The sequence below is a fragment of the Sphingomonas sp. genome, from assembly GCF_036388435.1.
GTDB lineage: Bacteria > Pseudomonadota > Alphaproteobacteria > Sphingomonadales > Sphingomonadaceae > Sphingomonas.
In genome coordinates this window covers 26,042-47,450 of the sequence record NZ_DASVRV010000046.1, presented here as the reverse complement: position 1 = coordinate 47,450, position 21,409 = coordinate 26,042, and the positions used below count along the sequence as shown (strand labels likewise).

Here is a 21,409-nt window from a genome sequence, read left to right as displayed (position 1 = left end):
GGGCGAGAACGCGCAGGTCGGAAGTCGAAAGGTATCCCTCCCATGCGCCTCACCATCGCCCTGCTGCTCGCCCTCGCCGCCCCCGCCGCCGCGCAGACTGGCGGGCCCTATCTCGTGGCGGAAACGGGCGAACGGTTCGGCAGGCTCGGCGACGCGCTGATGTCGGTGCGCGGGCGCGACGCGACCATTACCATCGCGCCCGGCGTCCACCGCGACTGCGGCATCCAGCAGGCGGGCCGGATCATCTTTCGCGCCGAGCGGCCGGGAACGGCGATCTTCGACGGAACGGCGTGCGAGGGCAAGGCGGTGCTGGTGCTGCGCGGGGCTGGGTCGGTCGTCGACGGGCTGGTATTCCGGGGCATCCGCGTGCCCGACGGCAATGGCGCGGGCATCCGGCTGGAGACGGGCGACTTGACGGTCACCAACTCCATGTTCCTCGACAGCCAGGAAGGCATACTCGGCAATGTCGAGGATGCGCGCCAGATCCTGATCGACCGGTCGACCTTCGCCGAGCTGGGCCAGTGCGACGAGACGCCCGACTGCGCCCACTCGATCTATCTGGGCACGCCGGGCAAGGTGACGGTCACCAATTCGCGTTTCGAGCGAGGGCGGGGCGGGCATTACGTTAAATTGCGCGCGGCGACCGTGTCGATCACCGACAACAGCTTCGACGACGTTGGAGGATCCAAGACCAATTACATGATTGATTTGCCGGAAGGCGCGTCGGGGCTGATCGCGCGCAACACCTTCGTCCAGGGCCGGGCCAAGGAGAATTGGTCCGCGCTGATCGTGGTCGCGGCCGAGCAGAAGCGATATCCGTCGGCCGGACTGCGCATCGAGGGCAACGACGCCAGGCTCGCGCCCGGCGAGACGCGCTCGCCCGCGTTCGTCGCCGATGCCAGCGGGGAGCGCGTGACGATCGGCGCGAACCGGCTGGGTGAGGGCATCAAGGCGTATCAGGTGCGCTAGAGCGGTCGGCAGGTGTCCGCCTCGCCGGGATCGAGGTCGAGGCAGCGACCGTCGATGCCGGGCACGACGAGCCCGAGCGGCGCGGCCAGTGTGGGGAGGATGTCGACCGTCTCGACCGATAGCGGCTGCTCGAAGCCGGGTTGCCCCTTGCGCCAGAATAGCAGCGGCACGCGGCGGTCATAGTCCCACGGGCTGCCATGCGTCTCGACATAGCCGGGGCCGGGCTTCTCGATCGCGGTGACGCGGGGCTTCAACAGCACCAGGAGGTCGCCCGAGCGTGTCGGGTCGTGGCTGGCGCGGGCGCGCTCCAGCAGCGTCCAGGTCTCGGGCGGGGTGGTCGGCAGCGGGGTGGCGGCGATCTCGGCGGCGGTATGGGCGGCGGCGACCTGGGTCTGGCCCGAATAGCGGCGCTTGGCCGCGGCGAGGACGCGGGCGCGGGTGGCGGGCGGCAGTTTCCGGTCGATATACACGTCGCCCTCGGCGGCGAGCAGGACGGGGCCGGCCAGTTTCAACTCGGCGGCGATCGCGGCGTCCATCGCTTTCAACGACAAGGCGGGTTCGACGCGCGCCTCCATGGGCATGGCGCGCTCGCGCTGGCGCTCGGTCGCGTCATGCGCGCCGTGATCGGCGGTGAGCATCACCTGATAATCGACGCCGGTCCGGTCGAGCACCTCGAAGAACCCGGCCAGCGCCGCGTCGAGCTCGGCCATCTGCAGGCACATCTCGGTGCCGCCGGTGCCGAAGCTGTGGCCGATATAGTCGGTCGCCGACGCCCCGATCGAGATCACGTCGACCGCGGGCCCCCGGCCGAGCTTCATGTCCTGGATCAGCCCCGCGGCCATCGAGAGCACGGCGGCGTCGGCGGCGGGGGAGGCGCGAAAGGCGCGCGTGTCGCCGGCGGCGCGTTCGAACCGGCCCCTGCCCAGCACCTGCTCGCCGATCCGCGTGGCACGGTCGACGGGGGCGCAGAAGGCGGGGAGCGAAAGCGGCTCCTGCGGCTGTGCGATCATCGCGGCGACCGCGTCGCGCGTCCGCTGCACGACCGGCGGGATCGCACGCCCGGCATAGGAGCTGAACGTCTTGCCGTCCCACCACCAAAGCTCGTCGACCTTGTGGCCGCCCATCATGATCGCGGCGCGATCCTTGCCCGCGACCGACACGACGCGCGACGCGGGGGTGACGGCTTTCAGACGCTCGCCCAAGGTCGGCACTTTCAGGTGCAGGTCGGAGGCGGTGTATCTGTTGTGGTCGGAGCCCGGCGCGCGCTCGTCCTCTGCGCAATAGACGAGCTTGTCGGCGCGCGGGGCGTTCTGGTCGACCCAGGTATTGGCGACGATCCCGGTCCGGGCGGGGTGATAGCCGGTCAGGATCGTCGAATGGCCCGGGCAGGTCTCGGTCGCGGCATGGCCCTGATAGGCGGAGGGGAACACCGCCCCGCGCAGCAGCCGCGCGAAGCCGCCGGTGAAATGGCGGCGATATTGCGCGAACAGGTCGGCGGAAAGCTGATCGACCGAGATAGCGACGATCAGCTTGGGCGGGGTGCGCGGCGCGGATACGGAGGTCGGCGTGTTCGTCTGGGCTGGCAGGGGCGCGGCGACCGTGGCGAGGAGGGCGGCGAGCATCGTCTTCATGGAAGCGGTCCTTGGCATGGCGGCAGTCCTTGGGGTCCGGGGCTGGCCGCGCTATGTGCGGGCGATGGACTTCCCGCAATGATCCGCGCGCTTCTTTGCATCGTGATGACGCTGCTCGCCTGGAGTGGAGTCGCGTCGGCCCAGGCGCCGGGGCCTAAGCATATCGCGATGGAACTGGTCGCCGAAACGCCGCGCCCGGCCGCGGGCGGGCGGGTCACGCTGGCTTTCGTCTCAACGCCCGAGCCGGGCTGGCACGGCTATTGGAAGAATGGCGGCGACGCGGGGGTGGAGACCATATTGAAATGGGCGCTGCCCGCAGGCGTGACGGCGGGGCCGCTGCGCTATCCGGTGCCGAGCCGGCTGATCGTCTCCGGGCTGATGAATTACGTGTATGAACGGCCCTTCGTGCAATTCGCCGAGCTGACGGTGCCGGTCGGGCTGCCCGCGGGGACGCGGCTGCCGGTGCGGGTCAAGGCCGATTACCTGGTCTGCACGGTCGAGATCTGCGTGCCCGAGTCGCGGGAGCTGGCGACCGAGCTGGTGGTCGGCGACGGCGCGATCGACCCGGCGGCCCGCGCGCGCTTCGACGGGTGGCGCCAGGCGCTGCCCAAGCCGCTCGGCAGCGAGGCCAGCTTCGCGATCGCGGACAAGCGGTTCCGCATGGCGGTGCCCTTTCCGGCGGACGCGCCGCTGGGCGATGCCTATTTCTATCCGCTGGAGGGCGGCGCGATCGATTATGCCGCGAAGCAGGCGGTCACGCGGTCGGGCGACACCGTGCTGATCGAGACGGCGGCCGCGCCGATCGGCACCCCCCCCGCGCTGCTGACCGGCGTGCTGGCGACCGGCGAGGGGCGCGGCTTCGCGATCACCGCGCGGCCGGGGACGGTGACGGCGGGCGTGTCGGAGGCGGCCGGGATCGACTGGTCGGGGGCGTTGCTGGCCTTTGCGGGGGCGGTGCTGGGCGGACTGCTGCTCAACGTCATGCCCTGCGTGTTCCCGATCCTGAGCCTCAAGGCGCTGAGCCTCGCCAAGTCGGGCGCGAGCGAGCGCGCCGCGCGGCGCGAGGCGCTGGCCTATACCGCCGGCATCGTGCTGGTGTGCCTGGGGCTGGGCGCGGCGATCCTGGCGCTCCGCGCGGGCGGCTCGATGGTCGGCTGGGCGTTCCAGTTGCAGGACCCGCGCGTGATCGTCGTGCTGCTGGCGCTGTCGGTCGCGATCGCGCTCAACCTGTCGGGGCTGTGGGAGGTGCCGTCGGTGAGCGTCGCCACAAAAGGCGGGCCGGGCGGCGCGTTTGCGACGGGGGTGCTGGCGGCGGTGGTCGCGACGCCGTGCACCGGGCCGTTCATGGGCGCGGCGCTGGGCGCGGCCTTGGTGCTGCCCTGGTATGCGGCGCTGCTGATCTTCGGGGGGCTGGGTCTGGGGCTCGCGCTGCCCTTCCTCCTCATCGGCTTCGTGCCCGCGCTCCGGCGGCGGCTCCCCAAGCCGGGGGCGTGGATGGAGCGGTTCCGCCGGGTGCTGGCGGTGCCGATGTGGCTGACCGCGCTCGCCCTGGCCTGGGTGCTCGGGCGGCAGGCGGGGGTCGACGCCATGACGCTGGGGCTGCTCGCGGCGCTGCTCGTCGGCTTCGCGCTGTGGATCGCGGGACGGCGACAGGGCGCGGGGCGCGGCGCGGGCACGGCGTTGATCGCGGCGCTGGTGCTGACGATCGGCGCGGCGGCGCTGGTCCCGCGCGCCAAGTCATCGGCCGAGGTCGCGCAAGCGGGCGACGAGGCGTTCAGCGAGGCGCGGCTGGCGAGCCTGCGCGGTGAGGGGCGGCCGGTCTTCGCCTATTTCACCGCAGACTGGTGCCTGACCTGCAAGGTCAACGAAGCGGGCGCGATCGACCGCGCCGCGGTGCGCGACGGCTTCGCCGCGAACAGGGTGGCGGTGCTCAAGGGCGACTGGACCGACGGCGACGCCGAGCTGGGCCGCTTCATCGAGCGTCACAATCGGGCGGGCGTGCCGCTTTATTTGTGGTATGCACCGGGCCAGGCCAGCCCCCGCGTCCTGCCGCAGGTGCTGACGCCGTCGATGTTGACCGCCCTGGCCGGCGAACGGCGGGGCTGAACGGAGGAGAAGACCGATGCGTTTCCAGATCGTCGCCGTCATCACCGCGCTCGCGGTCGCCCCTGTCGGCGCGCAGCAGACCACCGGCAAGGCCGCCGGCAATTTCCGGCTCACCGACATGAACGGCAAGGTCGTCCAGCTGTCCGACTATCGCGGGCGGCCGGTGGTGCTGGAGTGGAATAATCCGGGCTGCCCCTATGTCAAAAAGCACTACGACAGCGGCAACATGCAGCGCACCCAGGCCGCGGCGACCGCCGGCGGGGCGGCGTGGCTGACGATCAACTCGGGAGCGCCCGGCAAGCAGGGCCATATGACGGGCGCGGAGGCGAAGGCGTTCGTCGCGAGCGCGAAGGCCAAGCCGACCGCCTATCTGCTCGACGCCGAAGGGCGCGTCGGGCGCGGTTACGCCGCCAAGACGACCCCGCATCTGTACGTGATCGATGCGCGGGGCGTGCTGCGCTATCAGGGCGGGATCGACGACAAGCCGACCGCCGACCGGTCCGACATCGCCGGCGCGCGCAACCATGTGCTGGCCGCTTTGGGCGAGCTGAAAGCGGGCAAGCCCGTGTCGATGGCGGAGACGCGGCCCTATGGGTGCAGCGTAAAATATGCAGGCTGATCTAAAGCACTTGCCAGCGGCCGTTCGCCTGCGCAGCATGGACGAGTGAAACGACCCGCTTATGACGAGATAAGGGACCGCGCCGAGCCGGGCTTCGCCGCGCTCGGCGAATGGCTCGACGGCACCGCGCCCGGCGACCTGCGGCGGCGCCAGGCATCTGCCGAGGCGACGTTCCGCCAGCTCGGCATCACCTTCGCGGTGTACGGCGAGGGCGAGGCCGCGGAGCGGATCATCCCGTTCGACATCGTCCCCCGGCTGTTCACCGCCCCCGAATGGTCGCGGCTGTCCGAGGGGCTGGTGCAGCGCGTCCAGGCGATCAACGCTTTTCTGGAGGATATCTACGGCGATCAGCGCATCCTGAAGGAAGGGGTGATCCCCGCCGATCTGGTGCTGGGCAATTCGCAATATCGGCGCGAGGTGGCGGGGGTGCGGCCGCCGCACGGCATCTGGGCGCATATCTGCGGCATCGACCTGGTGCGGACGGGGCCGGACAGCTTCTTCGTGCTGGAGGACAATGCGCGCACGCCCTCGGGCGTCAGCTACATGCTCGAGAATCGCGAGGCGATGCTCAGGCTCTGCCCCGAACTGTTCGACCGGCTGCGCGTGGCCGCCGTGGACAGCTATCCCGACCGGCTGCTGCGCATGATGCAGTCGGTGGCGCCCAAGGGCGCGGGCACTTGGCCGACCTGCGTGGTGCTGACGCCCGGGCGCCACAATTCGGCCTATTACGAGCATAGCTTCCTGGCCGATTCGATGGGAGTCGAGCTGGTCGAGGCTCCCGATCTCGTGGTCGAGAACGATTGTGTGTGGATGCGCACCATCGCGGGGCCGGTGCGCGTCGACGTGATCTATCGCCGGGTCGACGACGATTATCTCGACCCGCTGGTGTTCCGCCCCGATTCGCTCCTGGGTGTGCCGGGATTGATCGGCGCCTATGCGGCGGGCGCGGTGGCGATCATCAACGCGCCGGGCAACGGCATCGCCGACGACAAGGCGATCTACAGCTACATGCCCGAGATCGTGCGCTTCTATGCCGGCGGCGACGCCACGCTCCCGAATGTCGAGACATGGCGCTGCCGCGAGCCCGACGCGCTCGCCTATGTGCTCGAGCATCTGCCCGAACTGGTGGTCAAGCTGGTCGACGGATCGGGTGGATACGGGATGCTCGTCGGGCCGACCGCGAGCCGTGTCGAGATCGAGCGCTTCCGCGCGGCGCTGATCGCGGAGCCGCACCGCTACATCGCCCAGCCCACGCTCGCCTTGTCGACGGTGCCGACCCTGGTCGAGCAGGGGGTCGCGCCGCGCCATGTCGATTTCCGCCCCTTCGTGCTGTCGGGCGCGCACGGCGTCGACATCGTGCCGGGCGGGCTGACCCGCGTCGCGCTGCGTGAGGGGTCGCTGGTCGTGAACTCCAGCCAGGGCGGGGGCACCAAGGACAGTTTCGTGCTGATGGGCGACGAGGTACCTGCGCGACGCCAGAGCCAGTCGCAGTTCCAATCGCAGTCACAATCTCAATCTCAATCCCGGGGCCTGGGCCGGTAATGCTGTCGCGTACCGCCTCGTCGCTCTACTGGCTCGGCCGGTACATCGAACGCGCCGATTTCATCGCGCGCCTCGTCGAGGCCACCGTGCGGCTCGACACGCTGTCGACGCGCCCGGCGGGGGAGGCGGCCTGGGTGTCGGCGCTGGCGGTGACCGACACGGAGGAGGCCTTCGCGGCGAGCGGCGCCTGTCCCAGCCAGCGGACGGTGGCCCGCTTTCTGACCACCGACGCCAGTCACCCGGGATCGGTGGTGAGTTGCCTGGACATGGCGCGCGGCAACGCCAAGGCGGTCCGCACCGCGCTGACCCGCGACGCCTGGACCGCGATCAACCGCGCCTGGCTGCTGTTCGAGCGCGGGCGCGCGGTGGACCATCCCGCCGACGCGCTGGCGCTGGTCGAGGAAGTGAAGCACGAAGCGCGCGGCTTCGAGGGCGCGGTGCACCGGATGCTGCGTAACCACACCACCTGGTTCGTGCGGCTGGGCCAGGCGGTGGAGCGGTCGGACAACACGGCGCGGCTGCTCGACGTCAAATATCATATCCTGCTGCCTGCGGGGGAGCCGGTCGGCGGCGTCGTCGATCGCGATCAGTGGACGACGATCCTTCACACCGTCGCGGCGGTGACGGCCTATCGCTGGCTTTATTCGGACGGGCTGACCCCGGCCAATGTCATCGACATGCTGCTGACGCGCGTCGAACTGCCGCGCAGTCTGGCCGCCTCGACCGAGGAGGTGGTGGAGCTGCTGGGGCTGCTCTCGCGGCGGACGGCCCAGCATGGCGGCGCCGACCAGATGGCGCGCGCGCGGGCGATGCGGGTGGCGCGGACGCGGTCGGGCGACGTGATCCTGTCGGGGCTGCACGAACATCTGCAGGCGTTCATCCGCGAGAACGACCAGCTCCACGCCGCGATCGGGCGGCAGTTCCGCTTCGGCTGAGGCTTTGTCCGCCAACCGTTCGTCCTTAGTAGCCGCTGAGCTTGTCGAAGCGGCATATCGAAGGACGAACGGGAGCGGGCGAGGCTAAAGCATCACGCGTCAAACGGTCAGGCGCGGGCGGGGCGGCAGAGCGGGCGCAACCTCGTCCTCCATGCGGCGCCAGCCGGCGGGGCCGAGCACCTCGATCGGGCGATAGCGGGTCTTGTACGCCATGCGCGGCGATCCCTTCACCCAATAGCCGAGATAAACATAGGGCAGTCCCGCCTCCCGCGCGCGGAGGATGTGGTCCATGATGACGAAATTGCCGAGGCCCGGCCGGCCTTCCTCGTCGGCGGCGAAGAAGCTGTAGATCATCGACAGCCCGTCGGCCTGGCGATCGGTCAGGCAGGCCGCGACCAGCCGTCCGCGCCCGTGCGCGGCGGGCTCGCGATATTCGATGATGAGCGAGTTGACGGGGGAATGCTCGACCATGTCGGCATAATCCTCCTCGTCCATCCCCGCCATGCCGCCCGTCGGATGGCGGGTCGCCAGGTATCGGCGGAGCAGCTGATATTGCTCGTCGGTCGCCCAGGCGCGGCAGGCCGAGACCTGGAGGTCGTCATGGCGGCGCATCAGCTTGCGCTGGGTGGCGTTGGGCCGGAATTCGGGAGTGACGACGCGCACCGACACGCAGGCGGAGCAGCCCGCGCAGGACGGGCGATAGGCGACGCCCTGGCTGCGGCGGAAACCGATCCGGCCGAGCGCGTCGTTCAACTCGCCGGCATGGGGACCGACGAGTTCGGTGAACACCTTCCGCTCCTGCTTCCCCGGCAAATAGGGGCAGGGCGACGGGCTGGTGACGAAGAAGCGCGGGAAACGGAAGGGCGCGGTCACCGCCTGTCGGACCTTTCTGTCGGTGCCGGGCGATCCGACGGGTTGCAGCGCTTATGAAGGGGTAGAGCGGGAGAAGAAAGGCGGTTCACCACGATTGAGGGTTAACGCGCTCCGTCCGCGAAATAAAGTCACGCCAGCTCGACCGGCGCCACGTCGTACCCGCCCGCGCGCAGCGCCGCGAACAGCCGGTCGAGATGGGCGCGGTCGCGCGTCTCGCACTCGATCTCGGTCACCAGGCCCTTGGCGGGCAGGGTGGTGAAGACGCGCTGGTGATAGACCTCGATGATGTTGACGCGTTCCTGGTCGAAGATCCGCGCGACGTTGAACAGCGCGCCGGGCTGGTCCTGGAGGCGGATGCGCAGCCGCGCGAGCCGGCCCGAGCGGGCCAGGTCGCGCAGCAGCACATTGGCGAGCAGCCGCGTGTCGATATTGCCGCCGCACAGCACCACGCCGACGGTCCGCCCCCGGAACCGATCGGGATGCTCCAGCAGGGCGGCGAGCCCGGCCGCGCCGGCGCCCTCGACCACCGTCTTCTCGATCTGGAGCAGCAGGCTGACCGCTTCTTCCAACCGGCGTTCGGAGACCAGCACGATGTCGTCGACCAACTCGGCGACCATCAGCGAGGTGATCCCGCCCGGCTCCTTGACCGCGATGCCCTCCGCCAGCGTGTCGCCGGCGCACGGATGGTCGGTGCCGCGGATGCGGTTGTACATGGAGGGGTAGAGCTCGGCCTCGACCCCGACCACCTCGATGGCGCGCCCGCCCCGCTCCCGACCGGTCGCCCGCGCGACGACGCCCATGCCCGAGATGAGCCCGCCGCCGCCGATCGGCGTGACCAGCATCTCGATCGCGGGCACGTCCTCCAGCATCTCGATCGCGACCGTCCCCTGGCCGGCGATGATGCGCGGGTCGTCGAACGCGTGGACGAAGGTCAGCCCGCGCTCGACCTCGAGCAGGCGGGCATGGGCATAGGCGGCGTCATAGGTCTCGCCCTCGATCACCACGGTGGCGCGGTGCCCTTCGGTCTGGGTGACCTTGGTGATGGGCGTAGTGCGCGGCATCACGATCGTGGCGGGGATGCCGAGCCGGTTGGCGTGATAGGCCAGCCCCTGCGCATGATTGCCCGCCGAGGCGGCGATGACGCCCGCCGCCCGCGCCTGCGGCGAGAGCTGGAGCAGCGTGTTGAGCGCGCCACGCTCTTTATAGGCTGCGGTGAACTGCAGATTCTCGAATTTCAGATACACGGTCGCGCCGGTCAGCTCGGACAGGGTGCGGCTGATGAAGGTCGGGGTGCGGACGATCTGGTCGCGGATACGCGCATGGGCGGCACGGACATCGGCGAGGGTGACCGGCAGGTCTATCAGGGACGGAACGCGCTGGGTGGCCATCGCCCGGCGCTAGACCATCTGGCGCGGGTGGGGAACCGCTCCTATGACCCGGTCCCATGAAGATCGCATGGATCGGGACGGGCGTGATGGGCGCCCCCATGGCGGGGCACCTCGCCGCGGCGGGGCACGAGGTGGCGGTGTATAACCGCTCGCCCGCCAAGGCGGCGGCGTGGAGCGCGGCGCATGGCGGGCGCGTGGCCGCCATGCCCGCCGCCGCCGCCGGTGGCGCGCAAGCGGTGTTCACCTGCGTCGGCGATGACGACGACTTGGCGAGCGTGACGCTGGGCGAGAGTGGCGCGTTCGCGGCGATGGACGCGGGTGCCCTGTTCGTCGACCATACGACGGTGTCGGCGGCGATCGCACGGCGACTGGCGGAGGAGGGGGGCAAACGCGGTCTGCTGGTGCTCGACGCGCCGGTGTCGGGCGGGCAGGCGGGCGCGGAATCGGGCAAGCTGTCGGTGATGTGCGGCGGGTCGGCCGCGGCCTTCGCGGCGGCGGAACCCATCCTCCAGGCCTATGCCGCGCGGATCGTCCATGTCGGGGCTGCGGGAGCGGGGCAGCAGGCCAAGATGGTCAACCAGATCGCGATCGCGGGCGTACTGGGCGGGCTGTCGGAGGCGCTGCGGTTCGCGCAAGCCAGCGGATTGGACCTGGAAAAGGTGTTCGAGGCCGTCTCCGGCGGCGCGGCGCAGAGCTGGCAGATGGTGAACCGCTGGGGATCGATGGCCGAGGACCGGTTCGACTTCGGCTTCGCGATCGACTGGATGCGCAAGGATCTGGGGCTGGCGATCGACGAAGCGCGCGCGAACGGCGCGGCGCTGCCGGTCGCGGCGCTGGTGGACCAATTCTATGCCGAGGTGCAGGCGATGGGCAGCGGCCGGCAGGATACGAGCGCGTTGGTGCGGAGATTGCGGAAGTGACGAAATTTGGTGTGCCTACCCTGCTCCTGGCGGCGGCCCTGCTGCCCGCGCCTGCCCTGGCGGACGGGTTGGTCTATAACGCGACGGGCGTGACGCTCGACAAGGACGGCAAGGTCGAGCGCTTTTCGGCGATGCAGGTGACCCGAGACGGGCGGGTCGCGAAGCTGCTCAAGACGCGCGACAAGCTGCCCGACAAGCTCGACTGGCGCGTCGACATGAAGGGGCGGGTGCTGTTGCCGGGGTTCGTCGACGCGCATGGCCATGTGATGGGGCTGGGCTTTCGCGCGCTCGCGCTCGACCTGTCGGGCACGCGCTCGCTGGCCGAGGCGCAGGCGGCGATCGCGGCCTATATCAAGGCCAATCCCGAGCGGAAATGGATCCTGGGCGGCGGGTGGAACCAGGAAAGCTGGGGTCTGGGGCGTTTTCCCACCGCCGCCGATCTCGACGCGGTATCGGCCGACCGCCCGATATGGCTGTCGCGCGCCGACGGCCATGCGAGCTGGGGCAATTCGGCCGCGCTCCGGGCGGCGGGGGTGACCGCGCGCAGCGTCTCGCCCGCGGGCGGCCGGATCGAGTTGGCGAACGGCCAGCCATTGGGCGTGTTCGTCGACGCGGCGCAGGCGCTCGTCGCCAAGGCGGTGCCCCAGCCGCTGGCCAAGGAACGCGACGCGGCCTTTCTGCGGGCGCAGCAATTGCTGCTCGAAAGCGGCATCACCGCGACCGCCGACATGGGCACGACGCTGGACGAGTGGCAGACCTATCGCCGGATGGGCGATCTCGGCAATCTGCGTGTGCGGATCATGAGCTATGGCAAGGGCGTCGAGGAGACGGTGCGGATCGGCGGCACCGGGCCGACGCCCTGGCTGTACGGCGACAAGCTCAAGCTCGTCGGGGTCAAGATCTACGGCGACGGAGCGCTGGGATCGCGCGGGGCGTGGCTGAAGGCGCCCTATGCCGATGCGCCGCGCGAGCGGGGGCTGGGCTTCCAGTCCGACGACGTGCTGCGCAACCTGATGAGCCGCGCGGCGATGGACGGTTATCAGATCGCGGTGCACGCGATCGGCGACCGCGCGAACGCGCAGGTGCTCGACGCGATCGACGAACTGGCGCTGACCTATAAGGGCGATCGGCGCTGGCGGGTCGAACATGCCCAGGTGATCGACCCGGTCGATCTCGCCCGGTTCGGCAGAAACGGCGTGATCGCGTCGATGCAGCCCGTCCACCAGACGAGTGACCGGACGATGGCGGAGGCGCGGCTGGGGCCGGCGCGACTGGGCGGCGCCTATGCCTGGGCGTCGGTGCTCCAGCGTGGCGGGCGGCTGGCCTTCGGGTCGGACTATCCGGTCGAGCGGCCCGACCCGTTTGCGGGCTGGGCGGCGGCGTTCACGCGCGCCGATGCGGAAGGCCGGCCTTTCGGCGGGTGGCAGCCACAGGAGCGGGTGACGCGCGAGCAGGCCTGGCGCGGCTTCACCGGCGACGGCGCCTATGCGGGGTTCGCGGAGGACAGGTTCGGGCGACTGGCGCCGGGACAGCGCGCCGACTTCATCATCGTCGACCGCGATCCCACGCTCGCCTCGCCGACCGAATTGCGCGCGACCAGCGTCCGGGAGACCTGGGTCGGCGGCGAGAAGATGTTCGAACGGAAGTGAAGGAAAGGGCGGGAACCGAAGCTCCCGCCCCGTCCGGTCACATGCCCGAGGACATGGACGCCGGCGCCATCTGCTTGGCGTGCATGACATGGCGTTCGATGATCGGCACCGCGGTGGCGGCGACCTGGCGCAGCGACGCGTCGGCCCCGTCGGTGGCGAAGCCCTTGTGCAGTGCCCAGGCGGTCTGGTGCGCCTGCATCTGCTGCTGCAGGTACAGATTGTCGAAGCTGTCCTTGGGCGCACGTTTCAGCAGCGCGATCTTAGCGGCATTGTCGGCCGACAACCGGGTCGACGGTTTGGCGATGGTGCGATCGCCATTCCTGAGCGCCGCCATCAGCGCCTTGGACGTGGTGGTATGGTCCGCGATCATCTCGCGCGCGAAACCTTTCACATCGGCGCGCTTGGACTTGCTCAGCGCCAACCGGCTCGACTGCATCTCGTACAGGTCGCTGTCGGCGGCCATCTTGACGTAATCGGTCGGCGTCGTGCCGGTGATCGGCGCCACGCCGACATCGGCGGCGGTCATCGACGCGCCGGCCGGCATGGCGTGGTTCATGCCCTGATGGCTGGTCTGCGCGGCGAGCGGAGCGGCAAGCGCGACCGCGGTGGCGGCGAGAAAGAAATGCTTCATCGTTCGAGTCCTTATGTCTTTCGAGAACCCGCACCCAACGAAGCGGGCGTCAAGCCGTTCCATCTGAACGACAAAAGGCCGCGGCACCCGAGAGTGCCGCGGCCTTTTCGACGAGTGAAAAGAAGTCAGGCGACCTGCGCGGCCACCATCTCGTCGGGCTCGCGCAGCACATAGCCGCGACCCCATACGGTCTCGATATAGTTCTCGCCCTCGCAGGCGAGCGACAGCTTCTTGCGGAGTTTGCAGATGAACACGTCGATGATCTTGAGCTCGGGTTCGTCCATGCCGCCATATAGGTGGTTGAGGAACATCTCCTTGGTCAGGGTCGTACCCTTGCGGAGCGACAGCAGCTCCAGCATCGCATATTCCTTGCCGGTCAGGTGCACGCGCGACCCGTCGACCTCGACGGTCTTGGCGTCGAGATTGACCGCCAGCTTGCCCGTGCGGATGACCGATTGCGAATGGCCCTTGGACCGACGCACGACCGCATGGATGCGCGCCACCAGTTCCTCGCGGTGGAACGGCTTGGTCACGTAATCGTCGGCGCCGAAGCCGAAGGAGCGGACCTTGGAGTCCATCTCGTTCACGCCCGACAGGATCAACACCGGGGTGGTCACCCGCGCGACGCGCAGCTTCTTGAGCACGTCGTACCCATGCATGTCGGGCAGGTTCAGGTCGAGCAGGATGATGTCGTAATCATACAGCTTGCCGAGATCCAAACCCTCCTCGCCGAGGTCGGTGGTATAGATGTTGAAACCTTCGGTCGTCAGCATCAGCTCGATCGCCTTGGCGGTCGTCGGCTCGTCTTCGATCAGCAACACGCGCATCGATCTGTCCCCCCGTTCGCGGCCCGCATCCACCCCGGCCACGCGGTTTAATTAACCAAACGACATCTGAAGGCAAAAGGTTAATTCCGGGTTAGCGCCCGATCAGTCGCGCAGATATCTGGCGAGCCAGGCGATCAGCGCCTCGACGCGCGCCGGGCGCAGATTGCCGGGCGGGGTCAGCAGGTGCAGCGCGGTCGGGGGCGGGTTCCATTCGGGCAGGATCGCCTCCAGCGCGCCGCTCGCGAGATGCGGGCCGATGATGAAGCCGGGCAAGCGCGCGATGCCGAGCCCGGCGAGCAGCGCGGGCACGAGCGCGTCGCCGCTATTGGCGGAAAGCGGACCCGTCGCGTGCACGACCACCTCCGCGCCGCCGGGCCCCCTGAGCCGCCACGGGCCGGGGCGGTTGGTATAGCCGAGCAGCCGGTGCGCGCCGAGCTCGCCCGCATGGACCGGCCGCCCGTGCTGGGCGAGATAGGCGGGCGCCGCGACGATGTGGCCCGGAATGCCGCACAAGCGCCGCGCGAGCAGCGAGCTGTCCTCCAGATCGGCGATGCGTAGCGCCAGGTCATACCCTTCCGCCACGATGTCCACGCGGGCGTCGGAGAAATGGAGTTCCACCTCAACCGCGGGATGCGCGCGCAGGAATGCGGCGAGGACGGGCGCGACCTTGAGCGCGCCGAAGCTCATCGGGGCGGCCAGGCGGACGCGGCCCGCCGTGGTCGTCGCCGAATCGCGGGCGATCTCCTCCGCCCCGCGCGCCTCCGCCACCATGCGTTGCGCCCGCTCGGCCAGCGGGCGTGCGGCCTCGGTCAGCGCCAGCCGGCGCGAGGTGCGGTGGAACAGCGACTGGCCGAGCTGCGCCTCCAGCCGCGACACCGCCTTGGACACGGTCGACTTGCCCAGCCCGAGCGCCGCCGCCGCCCCGCTGAACGAGCGCAGCTCCGCGACCGCGGCGAAGATCGCCCAGGCTTCCAGATCGGGCAGCTTGGTCATGGGGTGGCCTCCCCGGACAGGTTAACCACGGAAACGATCCGTTTCCAGCGTTTCCATTTACGCACGAAACGCGGCGCCTATCTTGGCCGTAACCAAGAGGAGTCGCTCATGATCGACACGCTTTCCACCATCGACCGCCGCCCCTTCGCCTCGCTCGGCCATGCCGACCATGGCTGGCTCGATGCGCGGCATCATTTCTCCTTCGCCGGCTATCATGATCCCGCGCGCATGGGCTGGGGCGCGATCCGGGTGTGGAACGACGACGTGATCGCCGCCAGGTCCGGCTTTCCGCCGCATCCGCACCGCGACATGGAGATCGTCACCTATGTCCGCTCGGGCGCGATCACCCATCAGGACTCGCTGGGCAACCGGGGCCGGACGGAAGCGGGCGACGTCCAGGTGATGAGCGCCGGGACCGGCGTGCGCCACGCCGAATATAATCTGGAGGACGAGGCCACCACCCTGTTCCAGATCTGGATCGAGCCGCGCGAGGCGGGCGGAGAGCCCGGTTGGGGCGCCAAGCCCTTTCCCAAGGGCGCACGCTCCGGCCGGTTCGTGACGCTGGCGAGCGGCTTCGCCGCGGATGTGCTGGAGGAGAATGGTGGAGCGCTGTCCATCCGCGCCGACGCGCGCGTCATGGGGGCCACGCTCAAGGCGGGCGAGCGGACCGAGCATCAGGTCGGCCCCGGCCGCCACGCCTATCTGGTCCCCGCGACCGGGCGGCTGCTGGTCGACGGCGATCCCGTCGAGGCGCGCGACGGCGTGGCGCTGACCGGCGGCCGGACCGTCACGATCGAGGCGGTCGAGGACGCCGAGATCGTTCTCGTCGACTCGGAATGAATGACCATCATCAGGGAGAAAACGCGATGACCAAGGTTCTGGTGCTCTATTACTCGTCCTACGGCCATATCGAGCGGATGGCCGACGCGGTCGCCGAGGGCGCGCGCGGGGCGGGCGCGCAGGTGGACATCCGCCGCGTCGCAGAGACGGCCCCGCCCGACGTGGTCGCCGCCGCCCATTTCAAGACCGACTCGTCCCATCCGGTGATCGAGAGCGCCGACGCGCTGGCCGGCTATGACGCGATCATCGTCGGGGCGCCGACGCGGTTCGGGCGGATGCCGAGCCAGATGGCGAGCTTCTGGGACACGACGGGCGGGCTCTGGGCCAAGGGCGCGCTGATCGGCAAGGTCGGCGGCGCCTTCACCTCCACCGCCAGCCAGCACGGCGGACAGGAAACGACCCTGTTCTCCCTCATCACCAATCTGCTCCACCACGGCCTGACGATCGTCGGGCTCGATTACGGGTTTCAGGGGCAGATGGGCGTGGACGAGGTGGTCGGCGGCTCTCCCTATGGCGCGACCACCATCTCGGGCGGGGGCGGTGAGCGCCAGCCGAGCGCGGCCGAACTCGACGGCGCGCGCTATCAGGGCCGCCGGATCGCCGAGGTCGCGGCCAAGCTGGCCGCCTGACCTAACGTCGCCGCCGCTTCCTCTTTGCCGGTTCGACCGGCGGGGGAGGCGGTGGGTCGGCGATCGTCCGCACCACGCGCGGCGGATCGACCAGCCCCGGATCGGCGGGAAACTCGGCGCGCGCGCGGGCGAAGACGAACCGCGCCCGCGCCGCGCCGGGGACCAAGCGGCTGCGGCCGACCCAGCGCCAATGCCAGGGCTCCCATTTCACCCCCTGCCGGTTGCCGGCGGCGAAGCTCTGCTCGAACCCGAACCGCGTCGCGTTCTCGCGCAGCCAGCGTGCCGCCGGCAGCGCGGACATGCATGCCTCCGCATCGGGGCAATTGGGCGAGGGGCGGATCGCGAAGTCGATCGCATAGCCGGTGGTATGCTCGCTATGCCCCGGCGGCGCGACCGAGATGGCGCGGTCGGCGGGGTCGCCGTCCGGCCGCTCGCGGCAGAAGACCGATCCCTGGCGCGTCAGCGTCCGGTGACAGGATAGGCCGCGCAGCGTTCCCCCCGTGCTCGGGTCCGCCCCTGCCGCGTCGAGCAGCCGCTGGAGGTCGGGCAGCATCTCGGCCCGCACTCGGCACCGCCCCAGCGCGAAGCCGGGCGGCGCGTCGACCAGTTCGGTGTCGGCGACCTGGCCATAGGGAAGGTGACCCAGCACGCGGCCATCGGGGGACCGTCGCCCGCTTTCTCCGTCGCAAAGCTGCGCGGCGGCGGGGGTGGACAGCAGCAGCGCGGTTGCGCCCAGCACCCCCCAGATGCCATGGCGGCGGCCATGCATGGTGAGCGCGTATTGTTCCTCGACGGCGAGGCCCTGGTGATCGACAAGCCCGCGGGGCTGCCGGTCGATCCGCCCCGCGACGGGTCGTTGAGCCTCGAAAACCATCTCGACAGTCTCACCTTCGGGTTCAAGCGCTGGCCGCTGCCCGTCCACCGGCTCGACCGGGACACGAGCGGCTGCCTGCTCCTGTCGCGCAACCCCAAGGCCCATGCGCGGTTCCAGCGTTTGTGGGAAGCGGGCGCGGTCGAGAAACGCTATCTCGCGGTGCTGGACGGCGTGCCGACGGGCGAGGCCGGAACGGTCGACCTGCCGCTGCTCAAGGTGTCGACCGCCGAGACCGGGTGGCGGATGATCGGCGACGCGAACGGCAAGGCCTCGCGCACCCCCTGGCGGCTGATCGAGGCGCGCGACGGGCGCTCGCTGGTCGAGTTCCGGCCGGAGACGGGCCGCACGCACCAGATCCGCGTTCACGCGGCATCGGGGCTGGGCGCCGCCGTGGTCGGCGACCCGGTCTATGGGCAGGCGGACCGCGCGGGCATGATGCTCCACGCGGCGTGGCTGAAGCTCGACCGCGGCGACAAGCCCCCGATCGAGGCGACCGCGCCGACCCCCGAGCGCTTCGGCGCCTACGGGTTCGGGGCGGCCGGGTTGGGCGATGGTTGACGTACCGGAGGACGCGCTGGAGGAGCGCTTCCTCGCCGCGACCGGGCCGGGCGGGCAGAACGTCAACAAGGTCGCCACCGCCTGCCAGTTGCGCGTGGACGTGTTCCGGCTGGGGCTGCACCCCGAAAGCTATCGGCTGCTGAAACTCGCGGCCGGATCGCGACTGACGGCGGCGGGCGTGCTCGTGCTGACCGCCCGGCGCTACCGCACGCAGGAGGCGAATCGCGCCGATGCGCGGGCGCGGCTCGGCGCGCTGCTCGTCCAGGCGGAGGCGCGCGAGGCGCGGCGGGTCAAGACCAAGCCCAGCCGGGCGGCCAAGGCCCGGCGCGTCGACGCGAAGAAGGGCCGGGGCGCGGTCAAGGCTGGACGCGGCCGCGTTGATATGGACTGAAGGGGCTCTCCCCATCAAATGGGGAAAAGGACGGGGATCAGGAGCAACATGTACCAGTTCGACATCGCCGCCGGCTCCAAGGACGAGCTCTACCGCGAGTTGCGCGGCGCGCTGGGCGCGCTGACGGAGGGCGAGCGCGACGGGATTGCCAACATGGCCAATGCCGCCGCGCTGCTGTGGGAATATCTGCCCGACCTCAACTGGGCGGGCTTTTACCGGCTGGTCGGGGACGAACTCGTGCTGGGGCCGTTCCAGGGCAAGGCGGCGTGCATCCGCATTCCGCTGGGCAAGGGTGTGTGCGGCACCGCCGCGGCGACGGGCGCGACGCAGGTGGTGGCTGACGTCCACGCCTTTCCCGGCCATATCGCGTGCGACGCGGCGAGCCGGTCGGAACTGGTCGTGCCGATCAGGCGCGGCGGCCGACCGGGCGGCGCGGTGATCGCGGTGCTCGACCTGGACAGCCCGGTCCCCGGTCGCTTCGACGCGGCGGACGCGTGCGGGTGCGAGGCGCTGGCGGCGATACTGGGGGAACGGCTGGATTGACGAGGAACCGGCTGATCCGTTTCGGGACCGGCCCGGCGGTTCCCCCGATGGTCGGCAACGTGATAACCTCCTGAGCGTTGCGCGGGTGAGACGATCCGCTCGTTTTGGGCGCCGGTTCGAGGGAGACAGGGTGATGCGGTATGTGCTGATCGCGGGTTTGGGGCTGTTCGCTAGCGGGGCCGCCGCGCAGCAGGGGCCGGGCGCCGGCTATCCACAACCGGGCGCGCGTTCCGCGCCGCCGGCCCATATCGCGCCGTCGCGCGCGGCCGGCGGGCGCTGGGGCAGCAAGGTCGATGGCCGCTGGTGGGGCGGGGTCAACGCGCCGGGCGGTTACGCCGCCTATCGTCGTCCCGCGCGCGGCGTCACCGTGGCGCGTTACTGGACCTCGCCGCGCTTTCACGTGAACGACTGGCAGGCTTACGGTCTCGCCCAGCCGCCCGGCGGCTATCGCTGGGTGCGCTATTATGACGACGCGGTGCTGATCGACGATCGCGGGTCGGTCTACGACACCGAATTCGGGGTCGATTGGGACCGGGTCGATCGCGGGCCGGTCTATGCGGGCGATCGGATGGAGGCGGGGCCGGCCTATCGGTCCGACGGCTATGCGTCGGACGATTACCGGCGCCGGGAAGACGGGTTGGGCGGTGCGGCGATCGGTGCGGTCGCGGGCGGGGCATTGGGCGCGGTGGTCGCCGGTCGCGGCGACCGGCTCGGTGGTGCGCTGATCGGCGCGGGCGTGGGCGGGGTGGCCGGCTATGCGGCGGACAGGGCGGAGGATCGCGGGGTGCGCGACCGCCGGGTCGAGCGCCGTATCCGTCGCGGCCCGCCCCCCGCCTATGGCGCCGGCTATCCGGCGCCCGATTACCCCTATCCGCCCGAGCCCTATCATGGCGGCCATGGCCATTCCGGCACCTATACCACGACCGTGCCCGCGGGCGGGAGCCATGTCGTTCATGCCGGGCCTGGGGTGACGACCGTGACCGTCCAGTCGCAGCCCGTGGTGACGACCACCACGACGACGACCGAATATGTCGACGAGGCGGTGACCTATTCCCGCCCCGCCCGGCGCGTCGTCGGCAAGCGGGTCTACCGGTCCAAGCTCAAGCGGCGGTGATCGTCACCGCCGCGCGGGCGCGACCTCGCGGCCGGCGAAGCTGACCAGGCTTTCGCTCCCGTCCGCCGCGACCGCCGACACCCCGACCAGATGGTCGTCGACGGGCACCTGGGTCAGCGTCGTCGTCGCGCCCGTCACCTCGCGCAGGTCGGTCCATTCCATCCGGTCGGTCCGGCGCCACCGGACGCGGTAGCGTTGCGCGCCCGGAACCGGGTTCCACTTGACCGTCGTGTCGCGGCTCAGCGCGCCGGCCATCGACGCGTTGTCGGGTGCGGCGGGCGCCGCCGCCAGCCGTGCGGCGGCGGCGATATTGATCGCGGTGACCTTGGCCAGATAGGCGAAGTCCATCCCCGCCACCGTGTCGCCATACTCGACGCCCCCCACCGTGCGCAGGTCCTGGTGCTGGCGGTCCCAGTTCTCGTTGGCGACGCTGAAACGCACCGCCGGAAAGCCCAGCTTCAGGAACGGCTCATGATCGCCCCCGCGCCCGAAACGATCGGGCCGGCGGTCGACGAACACGTCGAGCCCGCCGCGCAAGCCCGCCGCCTCGCCGTCGATCAGCTTGGCGAGCGCGCGGCTGGGGCCGTCATCCTCGCCCCCGTCGCCGCGCCGGCGAAGCTGGTCCGTCAGCTCCTCGGACGCGCGAATGCCTTCGGAAAAGACGCGCACCCGGCCCGCCTCGCGCACGCCGCCCTGGCCCACCGAATTGCCGACGATGTCGTTGTTGAGCATCGCCGATACCCGCCATCCCCGCGCGCGCGCCGTCTCGGCCAGCAGGGTGCCGCCCCACAGCCCCTGTTCCTCGCCGGAGAATATCGCGTACACGATCGTCGCGTCGAACCGCCGCTTCGACAGCGCGCGTGCGGCCTCCAGTACCAGCGCCACGCCCGAGGCGTTGTCGTTGGCGCCGGGCGCGTCGGAGGTGAAGTCCATCTCGCCCGACACGCGGCTGTCGATATGCGCGCCGATGATGACGAAGCGATTGGAGTCCCGCCCCCGCTGGATGCCCAGCACGTTCTCGACAACGACGCCCGTCGGCGCGCGCGGGCCCGTGAAGATGCGCGACTGGCGCTCGACCGCGATACATCCACCGCAGTCGCGCGCGATCGCCTGGAAGCGCGCCGCCGCCCAGTCGCGCGCGGCGCCGATGCCGCGCGCCGGATCGGTCGTGGTCGACAGGGTGTGCCGGGTCCCGAACCCGACCATCGCCTCCACATCGGCGCGCAGGCGGGCGGGGGAGGGCTGCACGACGGCGGCCGCGGCGAGGAGGATGATTGACATGGCGTAGTGAGTGGCCCCGTTCGCGTGCCGGCTCAAGCCCCGATCGCACGCCTTCACGGGCGGGGAGCGAGGGGCTAGGGCCGGAGCGCCCCCCTT

General features: G+C 70.4%; 21 protein-coding genes. 13 read left to right on the top strand and 8 right to left on the bottom strand.

Features of this window, described 5'->3' with window-relative positions; all coding sequences use genetic code 11:
• Nucleotides 1-42 precede the first annotated feature (42 nt).
• Nucleotides 43-969, top strand: coding sequence for a right-handed parallel beta-helix repeat-containing protein (locus tag VF592_RS10065; protein ID WP_331005494.1), 927 nt, complete (start codon nt 43-45; stop codon nt 967-969).
• Here the strand turns inward: VF592_RS10065 and VF592_RS10060 are convergent.
• Complete coding sequence (locus tag VF592_RS10060; protein ID WP_331005493.1) at nt 966-2,600, bottom strand: alkaline phosphatase family protein; 1,635 nt, start codon at nt 2,598-2,600, stop codon at nt 966-968. The two genes, VF592_RS10065 and VF592_RS10060, sit on opposite strands and share 4 nt — an antisense overlap.
• 78 nt (nt 2,601-2,678) lie before the next feature.
• Between VF592_RS10060 and VF592_RS10055 the strand changes: the two genes are divergently transcribed.
• From VF592_RS10055 to VF592_RS10040, 4 genes are read left to right on the top strand one after another with little or no spacing between them, the layout of a single operon-like run.
• A complete protein-coding gene (locus tag VF592_RS10055; protein WP_331005492.1) occupies nt 2,679-4,706 on the top strand; it encodes a protein-disulfide reductase DsbD family protein in 2,028 nt (675 codons plus the stop codon).
• A gap of 16 nt (nt 4,707-4,722) precedes the next feature.
• Nucleotides 4,723-5,325 carry a redoxin domain-containing protein gene (locus VF592_RS10050; protein WP_331005491.1) on the top strand — a complete coding sequence of 201 codons (603 nt, stop codon included), beginning with the start codon at nt 4,723-4,725 and terminating at the stop codon, nt 5,323-5,325.
• A gap of 45 nt (nt 5,326-5,370) precedes the next feature.
• Entirely contained in the window at nt 5,371-6,867 is a 1,497-nt protein-coding gene (locus tag VF592_RS10045; RefSeq protein WP_331005490.1) for a circularly permuted type 2 ATP-grasp protein, read from the top strand.
• The gene (locus VF592_RS10040; protein ID WP_331005489.1) at nt 6,867-7,802 is read left to right on the top strand and encodes an alpha-E domain-containing protein; all 936 of its coding nucleotides are present in this window, start codon (nt 6,867-6,869) and stop codon (nt 7,800-7,802) included. Before VF592_RS10045 ends, VF592_RS10040 begins: the two co-directional genes overlap by 1 nt.
• A gap of 99 nt (nt 7,803-7,901) precedes the next feature.
• Here VF592_RS10040 and VF592_RS10035 read toward each other — a convergent pair whose 3' ends face one another.
• Both VF592_RS10035 and VF592_RS10030 read right to left on the bottom strand, forming a co-directional pair.
• Nucleotides 7,902-8,675: an arginyltransferase gene (locus VF592_RS10035; RefSeq protein WP_331005488.1), complete on the bottom strand. Its 774-nt coding sequence runs from the start codon at nt 8,673-8,675 to the stop codon at nt 7,902-7,904.
• A 128-nt stretch (nt 8,676-8,803) separates the two neighbouring features.
• A complete protein-coding gene (locus tag VF592_RS10030; RefSeq protein WP_331005487.1) occupies nt 8,804-10,063 on the bottom strand; it encodes a threonine ammonia-lyase in 1,260 nt (419 codons plus the stop codon).
• 56 nt (nt 10,064-10,119) lie between these two features.
• Between VF592_RS10030 and VF592_RS10025 the strand changes: the two genes are divergently transcribed.
• Both VF592_RS10025 and VF592_RS10020 read left to right on the top strand, forming a co-directional pair.
• A complete protein-coding gene (locus VF592_RS10025; protein ID WP_331005486.1) occupies nt 10,120-10,983 on the top strand; it encodes an NAD(P)-dependent oxidoreductase in 864 nt (287 codons plus the stop codon).
• Entirely contained in the window at nt 10,980-12,632 is a 1,653-nt protein-coding gene (locus VF592_RS10020; protein ID WP_331005485.1) for an amidohydrolase, read from the top strand. The genes VF592_RS10025 and VF592_RS10020 overlap by 4 nt, the downstream gene beginning before the upstream one ends.
• A gap of 37 nt (nt 12,633-12,669) precedes the next feature.
• Here the strand turns inward: VF592_RS10020 and VF592_RS10015 are convergent, their stop codons facing one another.
• The 3 genes from VF592_RS10015 to VF592_RS10005 form a co-directional block, all read right to left on the bottom strand.
• The gene (locus tag VF592_RS10015; RefSeq protein ID WP_331005484.1) at nt 12,670-13,263 is read right to left on the bottom strand and encodes a DUF4142 domain-containing protein; all 594 of its coding nucleotides are present in this window, start codon (nt 13,261-13,263) and stop codon (nt 12,670-12,672) included.
• A 125-nt stretch (nt 13,264-13,388) separates the two neighbouring features.
• The gene (ctrA, locus tag VF592_RS10010) at nt 13,389-14,090 is read right to left on the bottom strand and encodes a response regulator transcription factor CtrA (RefSeq protein WP_331005483.1); all 702 of its coding nucleotides are present in this window, start codon (nt 14,088-14,090) and stop codon (nt 13,389-13,391) included.
• A 102-nt stretch (nt 14,091-14,192) separates the two neighbouring features.
• Nucleotides 14,193-15,083: a LysR family transcriptional regulator gene (locus VF592_RS10005; RefSeq protein ID WP_331005482.1), complete on the bottom strand. Its 891-nt coding sequence runs from the start codon at nt 15,081-15,083 to the stop codon at nt 14,193-14,195.
• A gap of 108 nt (nt 15,084-15,191) precedes the next feature.
• On the opposite strand from VF592_RS10005, the gene VF592_RS10000 reads away from it, so the two are divergent.
• Nucleotides 15,192-15,923: a pirin family protein gene (locus VF592_RS10000; RefSeq protein ID WP_331005481.1), complete on the top strand. Its 732-nt coding sequence runs from the start codon at nt 15,192-15,194 to the stop codon at nt 15,921-15,923.
• Nucleotides 15,924-15,949: 26 nt separating this feature from the next.
• Entirely contained in the window at nt 15,950-16,552 is a 603-nt protein-coding gene (gene wrbA / locus VF592_RS09995) for an NAD(P)H:quinone oxidoreductase (RefSeq protein WP_331005480.1), read from the top strand.
• A 1-nt stretch (nt 16,553) separates the two neighbouring features.
• On the opposite strand, the gene VF592_RS09990 is transcribed toward wrbA, so the two are convergent.
• Nucleotides 16,554-17,321: a M15 family metallopeptidase gene (locus VF592_RS09990; protein WP_331005479.1), complete on the bottom strand. Its 768-nt coding sequence runs from the start codon at nt 17,319-17,321 to the stop codon at nt 16,554-16,556.
• On the opposite strand from VF592_RS09990, the gene VF592_RS09985 reads away from it, so the two are divergent.
• The 4 genes from VF592_RS09985 to VF592_RS09970 all read left to right on the top strand — a co-directional run bounded on the left by VF592_RS09985 (nt 17,316) and on the right by VF592_RS09970 (nt 20,032).
• Nucleotides 17,316-17,984 carry an RNA pseudouridine synthase gene (locus VF592_RS09985; protein WP_331005478.1) on the top strand — a complete coding sequence of 223 codons (669 nt, stop codon included), beginning with the start codon at nt 17,316-17,318 and terminating at the stop codon, nt 17,982-17,984. The genes VF592_RS09990 and VF592_RS09985 overlap by 6 nt on opposite strands.
• Complete coding sequence (gene arfB / locus VF592_RS09980) at nt 17,977-18,375, top strand: alternative ribosome rescue aminoacyl-tRNA hydrolase ArfB (protein WP_331005477.1); 399 nt, start codon at nt 17,977-17,979, stop codon at nt 18,373-18,375. The genes VF592_RS09985 and arfB overlap by 8 nt, the downstream gene beginning before the upstream one ends.
• 48 nt (nt 18,376-18,423) lie before the next feature.
• On the top strand, nt 18,424-18,918 hold the full coding sequence (locus tag VF592_RS09975) for a GAF domain-containing protein (RefSeq protein ID WP_331005476.1): 495 nt from the start codon (nt 18,424-18,426) through the stop codon (nt 18,916-18,918).
• 133 nt (nt 18,919-19,051) lie between these two features.
• Nucleotides 19,052-20,032: an RcnB family protein gene (locus VF592_RS09970; RefSeq protein ID WP_331005475.1), complete on the top strand. Its 981-nt coding sequence runs from the start codon at nt 19,052-19,054 to the stop codon at nt 20,030-20,032.
• A gap of 3 nt (nt 20,033-20,035) precedes the next feature.
• Here the strand turns inward: VF592_RS09970 and VF592_RS09965 are convergent, their stop codons facing one another.
• Nucleotides 20,036-21,313, bottom strand: coding sequence for a M20/M25/M40 family metallo-hydrolase (locus tag VF592_RS09965; RefSeq protein ID WP_331005474.1), 1,278 nt, complete (start codon nt 21,311-21,313; stop codon nt 20,036-20,038).
• Between the last annotated feature and the right edge of the window lie 96 nt (nt 21,314-21,409).